Here is a 12,852-nt window from a genome sequence, read left to right as displayed (position 1 = left end):
TCCTGATCAGAACTGCCGTCCGACCATCAGCCCCGCGAAGAGCGCCAGGATCGAAACGGCTACACTGGCCGCGATATAGCCTGCCGCGGCGGAGATTGCACCCCGTTCATACAGGGAGACTGCATCCAGCGAGAAAGCGGAGAATGTGGTGAAGCCTCCGAGGAAGCCGGTTGCCAGCAGAAGCCGCAATCCCGCATCGCCTGAGGAGCGCCGCGCGAGCCAGGCGATCACCAGTCCCATCAGCAGCGAACCGGCCACGTTCACGAACAGTGTGCCCCAGGGGAATTTCGTTCCCAGAGACCGCCCGACCAGAGATGTGGCTGCGAATCGGCAAACTGCGCCGAGACCGCCCCCGGCGAATATGAGAAGATAAGAGTACATTATTTCCCTTCAGTGCTCGAAACGCTCCTCGTCCGGCGGCTGAAAGCTCGGCAGGCAGCTGAGCATGCACACTGGCACCGGGGCGGCGGTTGCACAGTGTTAGCCCATTGGTATCTGCCGCGAAAGAGGAGCTGCGGTGACGCCGCCGCCCTGCGCGGCGAACTGTTGCAGTCCCGTGAGGGGAACCAGGAGAGGCTCAGCCCCTGATTTCAGCGATCACGTCATCGACGAAACCGTTCAATGCGTCCCAGTCGGTAAACTCGTAATCTCGGCTCGCATCTACCGGACCGCCCTCCTTCCCGGCGATCTGCCGCATGAGCAGTCGCTTGAAATAGTCATATTCGAGATATTTGAGCGCACCGGCGGCGTGGTGAACATGCGAGGGGTAGAACCCGGTGCGCCGCGAGAGCTTCTCGGGGAACGTCCGTGCCGCGGCCCGCTCCTCCGGATTGTCGGACTGAATGCTCAGGCTGATCGACACGAAGCCCGTCGGCACCAGCACCAGCGCGTCCTTCCAGTCCTCGATGAACCGCGCGATCGGCTCGGGATAACGGCCAAGATGGACGGGGGCACAGATGAACACTGCATCGAAGGTTCCCGGCACCGTAAAGCCCGGCTCCCGCACATCGCCCAGCAAGGCGACGTAGCGTCTGTCTTCCAGATGTTCGGCGATATGCGTCGCAACCTTCCGGGAATGCCCCTCGACGGTTGCATAGAGCACGAGAACTGCCATGCCATTCCTCCATCCACCACACGGGTCGGAGGGACGCTAGCCACAACCTTGAATGAATACCTTGAGGTAGATCAACCGGAGGAGGATCTAGCGCCCGCGCTCCCGGCGCAGGCGTGCCCAGAATTCAAGACGCTTGCGGATATCGCGCTCGAATCCACGCTCGGGCGGATCGTAGAAATTCTGCCGCCCGAGTGCCTCCGGAAAATAGTCCTGGCCCGAGAAGGCGTCGGGCTGGTCGTGATCATAGAGATATCCCTCACCATACCCCTCGCCCTTCATCAGCTTGGTGGGCGCGTTGAGGATGTGTTTGGGCGGCAGGAGCGACCCGTGTTCCCTGGCCACGCGCATGGCCTGTTTGAAGGCCGTATAGACGGCATTCGACTTGGGAGCCGAGGCGAGATAGACGCAGGCCTGCGCAAGCGCCAGCTCCCCCTCGGGCGAGCCGAGATAGTCGTAGGCATCCTTGGCCGCATTCGCGATGACGAGCGCCTGCGGATCCGCCAGCCCGATATCTTCGGATGCCATCCGCACCAGCCGGCGACCTATGAAGAGCGGATCCTCGCCCGCATCGAACATCCGGCACAGGTAATAGAGCGCCGCATCGGGATCCGACCCGCGGACCGACTTGTGAAGGGCAGAGATGAGGTTGTAATGGCCGTCCTGGCCCTTGTCGTAGACCGGAGCGCGGCGCTGGACGACGCTGACGAGCGTCGCCGTATCGAAGGTCTCGCCCTCACGTGCCGCCCGCCATACTTCCTCGGCGAGCGTCAACGCCGAACGGCCATCGCCGTCTGCCATGCGCAAAAGCGTCTGCCGGGCGCCCTCGTCGAGCGGCAATTCCCTGCCCTCGTTCTCCTCCGCACGCTCGAGAAGGCGGTTGAGGCTATCCTCGTCATGGGACTTGAAGGTGAGCACGCGCGCACGCGACAGCAAGGCCGCATTGAGCTCGAATGACGGATTTTCCGTCGTCGCTCCCACCAGCACGATCGTGCCGTCCTCCATGACCGGAAGAAAGCTGTCCTGTTGCGCTCGGTTGAAGCGATGGATCTCGTCGACGAAGAGCAGCGTCTGGCGCCCGCCCATGCGGCGCGACCGTGCTGCTTCGAAGACCTTCTTCAGATCCGCCACGCCCGAGAAGATGGCCGATATCTGCTCGAAGGCGAGATCGGTCTCACCGGCCAGAAGCCGCGCGACCGTCGTCTTGCCGGTGCCGGGCGGCCCCCAGAAAATCATCGAACCGAGACTGCCTGAAGCGATCATCCGGGTCAGGATGCCGTCCGCACCGGTCAGATGATCCTGGCCGCTGACCTCCGCGAGCGACCTCGGGCGCAGCCGGTCGGCAAGCGGCCGGGCGACCTTTTCGGCGGCGGAGGGATCTGCGAAGAGATCGGCCATCAGCGGTTGAACATCTGGCGGATCAGCCGTCCGTTGCGGATGAGCTCGAACCGGATCGTGAACCCGCCTTCGTCAGCGGCGTCCTGAAGCGCGTCCGGCGTCGTCGTGCCCACGCCGTCGACCGAAGTGATGACGTCCCCGGGACGGAAACCGTACTGGGCGGCCCGCGACTGCTGGGCGACCGCGGTGATGACGAGACCCTGGATATCCGAGCGGATCTTGAGCTGCGAGGCATCGGCCGGCGTCAGCGGCTGCACCGAGATACCGGCGAACGGGCTGTCGCCGCCGATCGGAACCGGACGCACGATCCTGTCTTCCGGCGTCTTGATCAACTTGACCGAAAGCGTCTCCTGCCCGCCATTGGTGGTGACCGCCAGTTCGACAGTCTCGCCGACAGCGGCGGTGGCGAGACGGTAGCCGAGCGCGTCGGGATGTTCGACGGGCTGGCCGTTGAACCCGGTGATGATGTCGCCCGAGTGAAGCCCCGCCTTCGCTGCCGGTCCGTCCTCGTCGACCTCGACAACGAGCGCGCCGGTGGCGTTGCGCATGCCGAGTGCCTCGGCGATATCCGGGGTCACCGGCTGGAAGGAGGCGCCGATATAGGGCGGATCGAAACGGTCGCCGCCATTCTCGGCCGTCAGCGCGAAGGCGCGGACGAGATTGGCGGGGATCGCAAATCCGATACCGTTCGAGCCGCCGGATCGCGAGAAGATCGCCGTATTGATGCCGATCAGATCTCCGTGCATGTCGATGAGTGCGCCACCCGAATTGCCGGGATTGATGGCCGCGTCGGTCTGGATGAAGAAGCCGAAATCCGAAACCCCGATCCGGTTGCGCGCGAGCGCGGAAACGATGCCGCTCGTCACCGTCTGGCCGACGCCGAACGGGTTGCCGATGGCAAGCACCAGATCGCCGACCTCCATGGCATCGGAATCGCCGAACCCGACGGTCGGGAACTGGCTGTCGGAATTGATTTTCAGCACGGCGAGATCGAAACGCTCATCCTTGAGCAGAACCTTGCTCTCGAATTCGCGCCCGTCCGAAAGCGCCACGCGTATATCGTCCGCACCGGCGATGACGTGGTTGTTTGTCACCACGATACCCGATTCCTGCACGATGACGCCGGAGCCGAGCGACGACTGCTTCTGGGTACGATTGGGCAGCGAGCGGCCGAAGAACTGTTCGAAGAAGGGATCGCCGTCAAAGGGGCTGCGGCTGGTCACGGTGCGGTCGGCATAAACATTGACCACGGCCGGAGCCGTCTGCTTGACGAGCGGAGAAAAGCTCATCGCCATTTCGGAGCGTGACGCAGGCACCTTCCTCGCAGACACATCGACAGGCTGCGAAGCTGCCGGGACAGGTGCCTCGGCCTTCGGTGCGGGCGCTTCCGCCTCCGGTGCCGCAGACCCGGCGTCTTCAGTGCCGCCGAGCGTATCGCGAAACAGTTCGCCGAGCGTCTCAGTAAAACTCTTCTGCGCATCCTGCGCTTGCGCCTGTCCTGCCCCACCGATCCCCTCGCCCGTCGCCGCCATGACGAGCGCGACGGTGAGTATGGCGGCGGCGTGACGGATGGTGTTTCGCGGCAGCATGGCAATCCTCGTAAATGTGGTGGTCAGCAATAGCGGCAATATGGGAACGTGGGTCCACTGCGGAAAGGGTTATCCCCGTTTTCGTGGCAGATTCGGGGCTGATGACAAAATCGGCGACGAATGGCCGAAAACAAAAAAGCCCGCCGAAAATCCGGCGGGCTTCACGCAAAGACACGCAGATGCGCCTATTCCGGCAGAATGCGGACCGCACCCTTGTCGGCACTGGCAGCGAAGGCGGCATAGGCCTTGAGCGCGGTGGTGATGTTGCGCTTGCGCGGCGCTTCCGGCTTCCAGCCCTTCATGTCCTGCGCGGTCCGGCGTGCTTCAAGCTCCGCCGGGCTGACACGCAGGCTGATGGTGCGGCCCGGAATGTCGATGTCGATCATGTCGCCCTGGCGGACGAGACCGATGGCCCCGCCATTGGCGGCTTCCGGCGACGCATGGCCGATCGACAGGCCGGATGTACCGCCCGAAAAACGGCCATCGGTGATCAGCGCGCAGGACTTACCGAGGCCCTTGGATTTCAGGTAGCTCGTCGGATAGAGCATTTCCTGCATCCCCGGGCCGCCCTTGGGGCCCTCATAGATGATGACGACGACATCGCCTGCCTTCACCTCGTTCGACAGGATGCCCTTCACCGCCGCATCCTGACTTTCGTAGACGACCGCGGGACCGGAGAATTTCAGAATGCTCTCGTCGACGCCGGCTGTCTTCACGATGCAGCCGTCGAGTGCGATATTGCCCTTGAGCACGGCGAGACCGCCATCCTTGGAGAACGGCTTCTCGACCGAGCGGATGACGCCGTTCTCGCTGTCGGTGTCGAGTTCGTCCCAGCGCGAGGACTGCGAAAAAGCCGTCTGGGTGGGAACGCCGCCCGGAGCCGCCCTGAAGAATTCGCGCACGGTCTCGGAATTGGTGCGGGTGATATCCCAGCGATCGATCGCGTCGCCGAGGGTTGCCTCGTGAACCGTCGGGCAGTCACGCTTGATCAGGCCGCCACGGTCCAGTTCGCCCAGAATGCGCATGATGCCGCCCGCGCGGTGGACGTCCTCCATGTGAACGTCGCTCTTGGCGGGCGCGACCTTGGAAAGGCACGGAACCTTGCGCGACAGACGATCGATGTCGTCCATGGTGAAATCGATATTGCCCTCATAGGCCGCCGCGAGGATATGCAGCACCGTATTCGTCGAGCCGCCCATGGCGATATCGAGCGACATGGCGTTCTCGAAGGCTTCCTTCGAACAGATCGAGCGCGGCAGCACGCTTTCGTCGTCCTGCTCGTAGTAGCGACGGGTGATGTCGACGATCTGGTGACCGGCTTCGACGAACAGCCGCTTGCGGTCCGAGTGCGTGGCGAGCGTCGAACCATTGCCCGGCAGCGACAGGCCGAGCGCCTCGGTCAGGCAGTTCATCGAATTGGCGGTAAACATGCCCGAACACGAACCGCAGGTCGGGCATGCCGAACGCTCGATGGTCTGGACGTCCTCGTCTGAGACCTTGTCGTCCGCTGCCGCGACCATGGCGTCGATCAGGTCGAGCGAGACCTGCTTGCCCTTGAGCGTCACCTTGCCGGCTTCCATCGGACCACCGGACACGAAGATCGCCGGGATGTTCAGGCGCATCGCGGCATTCAGCATGCCGGGCGTGATCTTGTCGCAGTTGGAGATGCATACCATGGCGTCGGCGCAATGGGCGTTGACCATGTACTCGACCGAATCCGCGATGATCTCGCGCGACGGCAGCGAGTAGAGCATTCCGTCATGGCCCATGGCGATGCCGTCGTCGACGGCGATCGTGTTGAATTCCTTGGCGACACCGCCGGCCGCCTCGATCTCGCGGGCGACGAGCTGGCCGAGATCCTTGAGGTGCACGTGGCCGGGCACGAACTGGGTGAAGGAATTGACGACGGCGATGATCGGCTTGCCGAAATCGTCATCCTTCATGCCGGTGGCGCGCCACAATCCGCGCGCGCCGGCCATGTTGCGTCCGTGTGTACTCGTCTTCGACCGATATGCGGGCATCAGCCTTCCTCCATATATGTCTTTCACCGACCAGCTTCGCGTGAATACCGCGCGCCAGTTCTGGATATGTCTAGCCGGACTAAATCAATGAGCGGCCTGTGTCACTACCCCGATCCCGGGAAGACAGGTCACCATTCCGGCCGTAAAACGACAAAAGCCGGACCCGAGGGCCCGGCTTCTGTCAAATCGGATGAAGTCGCGTGGGAATTATGCGGCTTCGGATTCGTCAGCGGCTGCCTCGGCTTCGAGACGGGCGCGATCCTTCGCACCCTTGGCATCCACATCGCGGTCCACGAACTCGATGACAGCCATCGGTGCGTTGTCGCCGGTGCGGAAACCCGCCTTCATAATGCGCAGGTAGCCACCGTTGCGGGTCGCATAGCGTGCGGCCAGCGAATCGAACAGCTTGCGGACGGCGTCCTGGTCCTTGATCTGCGAGATCGCCTGACGACGAGCATGCAGGTCGCCGCGCTTGCCGAGCGTGACGAGCTTCTCGACGATCGGACGGATTTCCTTGGCCTTCGGCAAGGTCGTCACGATCTGTTCGTGCTCAATGAGCGAAGCCGCCATGTTGGCAAACATTGCCTTGCGGTGGCTAGAGGTGCGGTTCAGCTTGCGGCCGGAAATTCCGTGGCGCATGGCCCTTCTCCTTCACATGCAGGCCTACCCATAAAGCCTGCCGTTTGAACGGTTAATACTGGTCTTCGTAACGCTTTGCGAGGTCCTCGATGTTTTCCGGCGGCCAGGACGGTACTTCCATACCGAGATGCAGGCCCATGGAAGCGAGGACTTCCTTGATTTCATTCAGCGACTTGCGGCCGAAGTTCGGAGTGCGGAGCATTTCCGCCTCGGACTTCTGGATGAGGTCGCCGATATAGACGATGTTGTCGTTCTTCAGGCAGTTCGCCGAACGGACAGAGAGTTCCAGTTCGTCGACCTTCTTGAGCAGCGCCGGGTTGAAGGCGAGCTCTGCGACGGTCTCTTCCTGGACTTCCTTCTGCGGCTCTTCGAAGTTGACGAAGACACCGAGCTGGTCCTGAAGAATGCGAGCGGCATAGGCCACTGCGTCCTCACCGGTGACCGAACCGTCGGTCTCGATCGAGAGCGTCAGCTTGTCGTAGTCGAGAACCTGGCCTTCACGGGTGTTTTCCACCTTGTAGGAGACCTTCTTGACCGGCGAATACAGGCTGTCGACGGGGATAAGCCCGATCGGAGCGTCTTCGGCGCGGTTGCGGTCCGCCGGCACGTAGCCCTTGCCGTTGTTGACGGTGAATTCCATGCGGATTTCAGCGCCTTCATCGAGCGTGCAGAGAGCGAGTTCCGGGTTGAGGATCTCGATGTCGCCCACGGTCTGGATGTCGCCTGCCTTGACGACGCCCGGGCCCTGCTTGCGCACGACCATGCGCTTGGGCTCGTCACCTTCCATGGCAACTGCGATTTCCTTGATGTTGAGAACGATGTCGGTGACATCTTCGCGCACACCCGGGATCGACGAGAACTCATGCAGAACGCCGTCGATCTGAACCGCAGTCACGGCAGCGCCGCGCAGCGAGGACAGAAGCACGCGACGCAGCGCGTTGCCGAGGGTCAGGCCGAAGCCGCGCTCGAGCGGTTCCGCAACGACGGTCGCCTTGGTGCGGCCCGACGCGGTGAACTCGACCTTGTTCGGCTTGATCAGTTCCTGCCAGTTTTTCTGAATCATGTTGTTTGCCTTCCGTTGCCGCCACTATCCATTCGTGACGGTCATAAGAGACGGACCCGCCGAGTGCCTCGAAGGCCCGACGGGTCTGAAAGCCAGTGGATCAGACGCGGCGCTTCTTGCGCGGGCGGCAGCCATTGTGCGGGATCGGCGTCACATCACGGATCGAGGTGATGGTGAAGCCGGCAGCCTGCAGGGCGCGCAGAGCCGATTCGCGACCCGAACCGGGTCCGCAGACTTCGACTTCCAGCGACTTCATGCCGTGTTCCTGAGCCTTCTTGGCAGCGTCTTCAGCAGCCATCTGCGCAGCGAACGGGGTCGATTTGCGCGAACCCTTGAAGCCCTTCGAACCGGCCGACGACCAGGAGATCGCGTTGCCCTGGGCATCCGTGATCGTGATCATGGTATTGTTGAAGGTCGAGTTCACGTGGGCGACGCCCGACGAGATATTCTTGCGTTCGCGACGACGGACGCGTGCGGCTTCCTTGGCCATTTTTTACCTTTCAAACGATATCTGCACCGCCGTATTTCCAGCGGCTACACCTTCGAAAGCGAATAGGGACTGGCGGTTCGCGAATGGGATCAACCCGACATCGCTACACGCTGCTTCGCCATTCGCTCGCGAAAATTACTTCTTCTTGCCTGCAATCGCCTTTGCCGGGCCCTTGCGGGTACGGGCATTGGTGTGCGTGCGCTGACCGTGGACCGGAAGGCCGCGACGGTGACGCAGGCCACGGTAGCAACCCAGGTCCATGAGGCGCTTGACGTTCATCGAGTGCTCACGGCGCAGATCGCCTTCGACCTGGTAGTCGCGGTCGATGGTTTCACGGATCTGCAGGACTTCTGCATCGGAGAGTTCGCTCACGCGACGCTCCAGCGGGATACCCACCTTCTCCACGATTTCCTTGGCGAACTTGTCGCCGATCCCGTGGATGTAGGTCAGCGCGATGATAACGCGCTTGTTCGTCGGGATGTTGACGCCAGCAATACGGGCCACGTCTCTACTCCTTGATTCCGGATTGCTCCGGTTGTCTTCGTTCATCGCGGCATGGCCGCGGGCGTGTGCGCTAAATTCCCGGCACAAATATAGCGATCAGAAACGTTTCCCCGAATCCCCGGGGAGACGCGCTGATCGCAGTTGTGTCGCGAGTTGCGCGGTCTTTACCGGACTCGGAGGAGAAAAGTCAACTCCCCCGCGCCCCGATTCAAGCCTGATACTTGGCCAGGATGGCTTCGATATCGGCGGTTACTTCATCGATCGACTTCATTCCGTCGACGCCCGTGAGAAGGCCCTTGGCATGATAGTAACCGATAAGCGGCGCGGTCTTCTTGTAATATTCCCGCAGACGCTCGTCATAAACCTCGGCATTGTCGTCCTTGCGGACGGGCTGGCCGGCGGCACGCGCCTCCTCGGCGCGCTTGAGGATTCGGCCGACCATCTGCTTGTCGTCGACCACCAGTTCGATGACGACGTCGAGACTGATTCCCTTGGCGGAAAGCATCTCTGCGACGGCATCGGCCTGGGCGAGAGTGCGCGGGTAGCCATCAAGGATGAACCCGTCCGCGCAGTCCTCGGCATCGATTCGCTCGGAAACGATGGCATTGACGATGGCGTCGGACACGAGCTCGCCCGCATCCATGACAGCCTTGGCCTTCAATCCCACTTCGGTCTCGGCCTGAACGGCGGCACGAAGCATGTCGCCGGTCGAAAGCTGCGGAATGCCGTGCTTTTCGACAAGCCGCTGAGCCTGGGTGCCCTTGCCCGCCCCCGGCGGACCCAGAAGAATAAGTCTCATCGTCCCCGTTTTCCTCCCCGGAGTTTGGACTTCTTGATCAGCCCCTCATACTGCTGGGCGATCAGATGTCCCTGTATCTGTGCAACCGTATCGAGCGTCACGCTGACGACGATCAGCAGCGACGTACCACCCAGATAGAACGGAACGCCAGTCTGCGCGATTAGAAATTCGGGTAAGAGACACACGAGGATGAGATAGATCGCACCGATCACGGTGATGCGCGTCAGCACGTAGTCGATGTACTGAGCGGTGCGCTCACCCGGACGGATACCCGGAATGAAGCCGCCATGCTGCTTCAGATTGTCCGCCGTATCCTTCGGATTGAAAACGATCGCGGTGTAGAAGAACGCGAAGAAGCCGATCATGCCCGCATAGAAGAGCATGTAGAGCGGCTGGCCGTGTCCAAGCGACGCAAGCACCGCGCTCGCCCAGCCCGGAAGCTCGGTGGTGTTCGAGAAGCCCGCGATCGTGGCCGGCAGCAGAAGCAGCGACGAGGCAAAGATCGGCGGAATGACACCGGCAGTGTTGAGCTTGAGCGGCAGGTGGGACGTGTCGCCCTGGAACATGCGCGATCCGACCTGGCGTTTCGGATACTGGATGATCAGTCGCCTTTGCGCGCGTTCGATGAACACGATGAAGGCGATGCAGGCGACGGCCACGAGAACCACCACGATGATCAGCCCGGTCGACAGCGCGCCGGTACGGCCGAGTTCGAGAGTGCCTGCAATGGCGTTCGGAAGTGCGGCCACGATGCCCGCGAAAATGATCAGCGAAATGCCGTTGCCGATACCGCGCGAGGTGATCTGCTCACCGAGCCACATCAGGAACATGGTGCCGCCGACAAGCGTCAGGACCGTGGAAATGCGGAAGAACCAACCCGGATCGGTCACGATGTTGTTGCCGCCCTCGAGCCCCACGGCGATGCCGTAGGCCTGCAGCGTGGCGAGAAACACCGTACCGTAGCGCGTGTACTGGTTGATGACCTTGCGGCCCTGCTCGCCTTCCTTCTTCAACTGCTCGAGCGACGGTACGACCGACGTCATCAGCTGGATGATGATGGAAGCGGAAATATAGGGCATGATCCCGAGCGCAAAGATCGCCATACGGGCGACCGCACCACCGGAGAACATGTTGAAGACGCCGAGTATGCCCCCGGCCTGGCCCTGGAAGGCCTGCGCGAAGGCAGCGGGATTGATACCGGGCAGCGGGATATATGTCCCAAGCCGATAGACCAAAAGCGCACCCAGGGTGAACCAGATGCGCTTCTTGAGGTCTTCCGCCTTGGAGAAGGCGGAGAAATTGAGGTTCGCTGCGAGCTGTTCGGCGGCTGATGCCATGGAGATCTCCAAGCTCCGACCGGAGGCTGGAACAGCGGCTCCGCCGGATCAAATTCTGTTGTCGCGGACGAGACCTGTGCCGATCAAACGGTGTTCCCGCCCTGCCCCGGCCCTATGTCGCGCGATACCTGCGCCGGCCGATCTCCCATATGGGTGGAAAACCGCCCGATGTGAAGCACCGGGCGGTTGGTATTCGTATTATTCGGCCGACTTGGCGGCTGCGAGAACTTCGATCGAGCCACCAGCCTTTTCAATCTTCTCGACGGCGGTCTTCGAAGCGCCGGCCACCTTGATGGCGACCTTCGCCTTCAGCTCCCCGTCGGCGACGACGCGAACACCGTCCTTGATGCGGCGGATCACGCCTGCAGCCTTGAGAGCTTCGGCGTCGACCGTTGCCTTGCCGTCAAGCTTGCCGGCATCGATGGCGGTCTGGATCCGGCCGAGCGACACGACGTTGAAGTCGCTGGCGAAGATGTTCTTGAAGCCGCGCTTCGGAAGCCGGCGGTAGATCGGCATCTGGCCGCCTTCGAAGCCGTTGATGGCGACGCCGCTACGCGACTTCTGGCCCTTAACACCCCGGCCGCCGGTCTTGCCGAGGCCCGAGCCGATGCCGCGACCAACCCGCTTGCGGGACTTGGTAGCGCCTTCGTTGTCTTTGATTTCGTTGAGTTTCATGATCGCAACTCCGGAATTCACTTCTCGTCCACAACGCGGACGAGGTGGCCGACGGTACGGATCATGCCGCGCACGGACGGCGTATCCTCGAGCGTGCGGACACGGTGCAATTTGTTCAGCCCCAAGCCGATCAACGTAGCACGTTGAACGCCCGGGCGACGGATCGGGCTGCCGATCTGTTCGACAGTGACCGTCTTGCCTTTTTTGGTATCAGCCATTGGACAGGCTCCTCAAAAAGTCAGGCGAGATGCCCGGATTAGTCTTCGTTGCCGACAACGTGGGCACGGCGCTCTTGCAGGGTGGCGTATTTCAGCCCGCGCTGAGCGGCGATGTCCTTCGGGTGCATCTGGTTCTTCAGAGCATCGAAGGTGGCGCGCACCATGTTGTAGGGGTTGGACGAGCCGGTCGACTTGGCGACGACGTCATGCATGCCGAGCGTTTCGAACACTGCACGCATCGGACCACCGGCGATGATACCGGTACCAGGCTTGGCCGAACGGAGAAGAACCTTGCCGGCGCCGTGACGGCCATGCACGTCATGGTGCAGGGTCCGGCCCGAGCGCAGCGGAACGAAGATCATGTCGCGCTTGGCGGCTTCAGTGGCCTTGCGGATCGCTTCCGGCACTTCACGTGCCTTGCCGTGACCGAAGCCAACGCGGCCCTTCTGGTCGCCGACAACGACGAGTGCTGCGAAACCGAAGCGGCGACCGCCCTTGACGACCTTCGCGACGCGGTTGATGTGGACGAGCTTGTCGACGAATTCGCTGTCGCGCTCTTCGTCACGGCCGCGGTTTTCGCGGCGTCCTTCTCTTGCCATTGTCCTTTTCCTTTTTCTTTTCCGGAATCAATCGGCTGTTGTTTTAGAAAGTGAGGCCGCCTTCACGGGCAGCATCGGCGAGGGCCTTGACTCGGCCGTGATAGATGAAGGCGCCGCGGTCGAAGACCACTTCGGTGACGCCTGCCTTGGTTGCGCGTTCCGCAATCAGCTTGCCGACGGCCTCGGCGGCAGCAACGTCCGCTCCGGTCTTCAGCTTGCCGCGGATATCCGCATCGAGGGTCGAAGCGGCAGCCAGCGTCCGGCCTTCGGCATCGTCGATGACCTGGACGTAGATGTTCTTCGAGGAACGGTGAACGGAAAGCCGCGGACGGCCGTTCGCCACCTTCTTGAGCTGGCGGCGCACACGAGCGGCGCGACGCGTAAGCGCTTCTTTTTTCGTAGCCATGTC

At 62.1% G+C, this 12,852-nt stretch carries 15 protein-coding genes; all 15 read right to left on the bottom strand.

Annotated features, from left to right (window positions below; genetic code table 11):
- Positions 1 to 6: 6 nt before the first annotated feature.
- The 15 genes from crcB to rplR all read right to left on the bottom strand — a co-directional run bounded on the left by crcB (position 7) and on the right by rplR (position 12,849).
- Positions 7 to 381 (bottom strand): fluoride efflux transporter CrcB, encoded by a 375-nt coding sequence (gene crcB, locus E2A64_RS12705; RefSeq protein ID WP_133284842.1) that lies wholly within the window; start codon positions 379 to 381, stop codon positions 7 to 9.
- Between the two features lie 196 nt (positions 382 to 577).
- A complete protein-coding gene (locus tag E2A64_RS12700; RefSeq protein WP_133284841.1) occupies positions 578 to 1,114 on the bottom strand; it encodes a flavodoxin domain-containing protein in 537 nt (178 codons plus the stop codon).
- A gap of 87 nt (positions 1,115 to 1,201) precedes the next feature.
- Positions 1,202 to 2,509, bottom strand: coding sequence for a replication-associated recombination protein A (locus tag E2A64_RS12695; RefSeq protein ID WP_133284840.1), 1,308 nt, complete (start codon positions 2,507 to 2,509; stop codon positions 1,202 to 1,204).
- Positions 2,509 to 4,098, bottom strand: a complete 1,590-nt coding sequence (locus E2A64_RS12690; RefSeq protein WP_244598271.1) for a DegQ family serine endoprotease — start codon at positions 4,096 to 4,098, stop codon at positions 2,509 to 2,511. Before E2A64_RS12690 ends, E2A64_RS12695 begins: the two co-directional genes overlap by 1 nt.
- Before the next feature lie 185 nt (positions 4,099 to 4,283).
- Complete coding sequence (ilvD, locus tag E2A64_RS12685; protein ID WP_133284839.1) at positions 4,284 to 6,119, bottom strand: dihydroxy-acid dehydratase; 1,836 nt, start codon at positions 6,117 to 6,119, stop codon at positions 4,284 to 4,286.
- A 207-nt stretch (positions 6,120 to 6,326) separates the two neighbouring features.
- On the bottom strand, positions 6,327 to 6,758 hold the full coding sequence (gene rplQ / locus E2A64_RS12680; protein ID WP_133284838.1) for a 50S ribosomal protein L17: 432 nt from the start codon (positions 6,756 to 6,758) through the stop codon (positions 6,327 to 6,329).
- 52 nt (positions 6,759 to 6,810) lie between these two features.
- Entirely contained in the window at positions 6,811 to 7,821 is a 1,011-nt protein-coding gene (locus E2A64_RS12675) for a DNA-directed RNA polymerase subunit alpha (RefSeq protein ID WP_133284837.1), read from the bottom strand.
- A 100-nt stretch (positions 7,822 to 7,921) separates the two neighbouring features.
- Positions 7,922 to 8,311 (bottom strand): 30S ribosomal protein S11, encoded by a 390-nt coding sequence (rpsK, locus tag E2A64_RS12670; protein ID WP_133284836.1) that lies wholly within the window; start codon positions 8,309 to 8,311, stop codon positions 7,922 to 7,924.
- A 135-nt stretch (positions 8,312 to 8,446) separates the two neighbouring features.
- The gene (rpsM, locus tag E2A64_RS12665; RefSeq protein WP_133284835.1) at positions 8,447 to 8,815 is read right to left on the bottom strand and encodes a 30S ribosomal protein S13; all 369 of its coding nucleotides are present in this window, start codon (positions 8,813 to 8,815) and stop codon (positions 8,447 to 8,449) included.
- A gap of 208 nt (positions 8,816 to 9,023) precedes the next feature.
- Positions 9,024 to 9,614 (bottom strand): adenylate kinase, encoded by a 591-nt coding sequence (locus tag E2A64_RS12660; protein ID WP_133284834.1) that lies wholly within the window; start codon positions 9,612 to 9,614, stop codon positions 9,024 to 9,026.
- Positions 9,611 to 10,951, bottom strand: coding sequence for a preprotein translocase subunit SecY (gene secY, locus E2A64_RS12655; protein ID WP_133284833.1), 1,341 nt, complete (start codon positions 10,949 to 10,951; stop codon positions 9,611 to 9,613). Before secY ends, E2A64_RS12660 begins: the two co-directional genes overlap by 4 nt.
- A 198-nt stretch (positions 10,952 to 11,149) precedes the next feature.
- Complete coding sequence (gene rplO / locus E2A64_RS12650; RefSeq protein ID WP_133284832.1) at positions 11,150 to 11,626, bottom strand: 50S ribosomal protein L15; 477 nt, start codon at positions 11,624 to 11,626, stop codon at positions 11,150 to 11,152.
- A 17-nt stretch (positions 11,627 to 11,643) separates the two neighbouring features.
- Entirely contained in the window at positions 11,644 to 11,844 is a 201-nt protein-coding gene (gene rpmD / locus E2A64_RS12645) for a 50S ribosomal protein L30 (protein WP_133284831.1), read from the bottom strand.
- A gap of 38 nt (positions 11,845 to 11,882) precedes the next feature.
- The gene (gene rpsE, locus E2A64_RS12640) at positions 11,883 to 12,443 is read right to left on the bottom strand and encodes a 30S ribosomal protein S5 (RefSeq protein WP_133284830.1); all 561 of its coding nucleotides are present in this window, start codon (positions 12,441 to 12,443) and stop codon (positions 11,883 to 11,885) included.
- A gap of 43 nt (positions 12,444 to 12,486) precedes the next feature.
- A complete protein-coding gene (rplR, locus tag E2A64_RS12635; RefSeq protein ID WP_133284829.1) occupies positions 12,487 to 12,849 on the bottom strand; it encodes a 50S ribosomal protein L18 in 363 nt (120 codons plus the stop codon).
- Positions 12,850 to 12,852: the final 3 nt, after the last annotated feature.

Origin of the sequence: Pseudohoeflea suaedae (assembly GCF_004354915.1) — a bacterium.
GTDB lineage: Bacteria > Pseudomonadota > Alphaproteobacteria > Rhizobiales > Rhizobiaceae > Pseudohoeflea > Pseudohoeflea suaedae.
The sequence above is the reverse complement of the archived record's forward strand: the minus strand, read 5'-3'. Positions and strand labels throughout refer to the sequence as shown.

Coding starts and splice junctions, on each gene's coding strand:
- crcB (WP_133284842.1), bottom strand. CDS start 381: ATGTACTCTTATCTTCTCATATTCGCCGGGGGCGGTCTCGGCGCAGTT.
- E2A64_RS12700 (WP_133284841.1), bottom strand. CDS start 1,114: ATGGCAGTTCTCGTGCTCTATGCAACCGTCGAGGGGCATTCCCGGAAG.
- E2A64_RS12695 (WP_133284840.1), bottom strand. CDS start 2,509: ATGGCCGATCTCTTCGCAGATCCCTCCGCCGCCGAAAAGGTCGCCCGG.
- E2A64_RS12690 (WP_244598271.1), bottom strand. CDS start 4,098: ATGCTGCCGCGAAACACCATCCGTCACGCCGCCGCCATACTCACCGTC.
- ilvD (WP_133284839.1), bottom strand. CDS start 6,119: ATGCCCGCATATCGGTCGAAGACGAGTACACACGGACGCAACATGGCC.
- rplQ (WP_133284838.1), bottom strand. CDS start 6,758: ATGCGCCACGGAATTTCCGGCCGCAAGCTGAACCGCACCTCTAGCCAC.
- E2A64_RS12675 (WP_133284837.1), bottom strand. CDS start 7,821: ATGATTCAGAAAAACTGGCAGGAACTGATCAAGCCGAACAAGGTCGAG.
- rpsK (WP_133284836.1), bottom strand. CDS start 8,311: ATGGCCAAGGAAGCCGCACGCGTCCGTCGTCGCGAACGCAAGAATATC.
- E2A64_RS12660 (WP_133284834.1), bottom strand. CDS start 9,614: ATGAGACTTATTCTTCTGGGTCCGCCGGGGGCGGGCAAGGGCACCCAG.
- secY (WP_133284833.1), bottom strand. CDS start 10,951: ATGGCATCAGCCGCCGAACAGCTCGCAGCGAACCTCAATTTCTCCGCC.
- rplO (WP_133284832.1), bottom strand. CDS start 11,626: ATGAAACTCAACGAAATCAAAGACAACGAAGGCGCTACCAAGTCCCGC.
- rpmD (WP_133284831.1), bottom strand. CDS start 11,844: ATGGCTGATACCAAAAAAGGCAAGACGGTCACTGTCGAACAGATCGGC.
- rpsE (WP_133284830.1), bottom strand. CDS start 12,443: ATGGCAAGAGAAGGACGCCGCGAAAACCGCGGCCGTGACGAAGAGCGC.
- rplR (WP_133284829.1), bottom strand. CDS start 12,849: ATGGCTACGAAAAAAGAAGCGCTTACGCGTCGCGCCGCTCGTGTGCGC.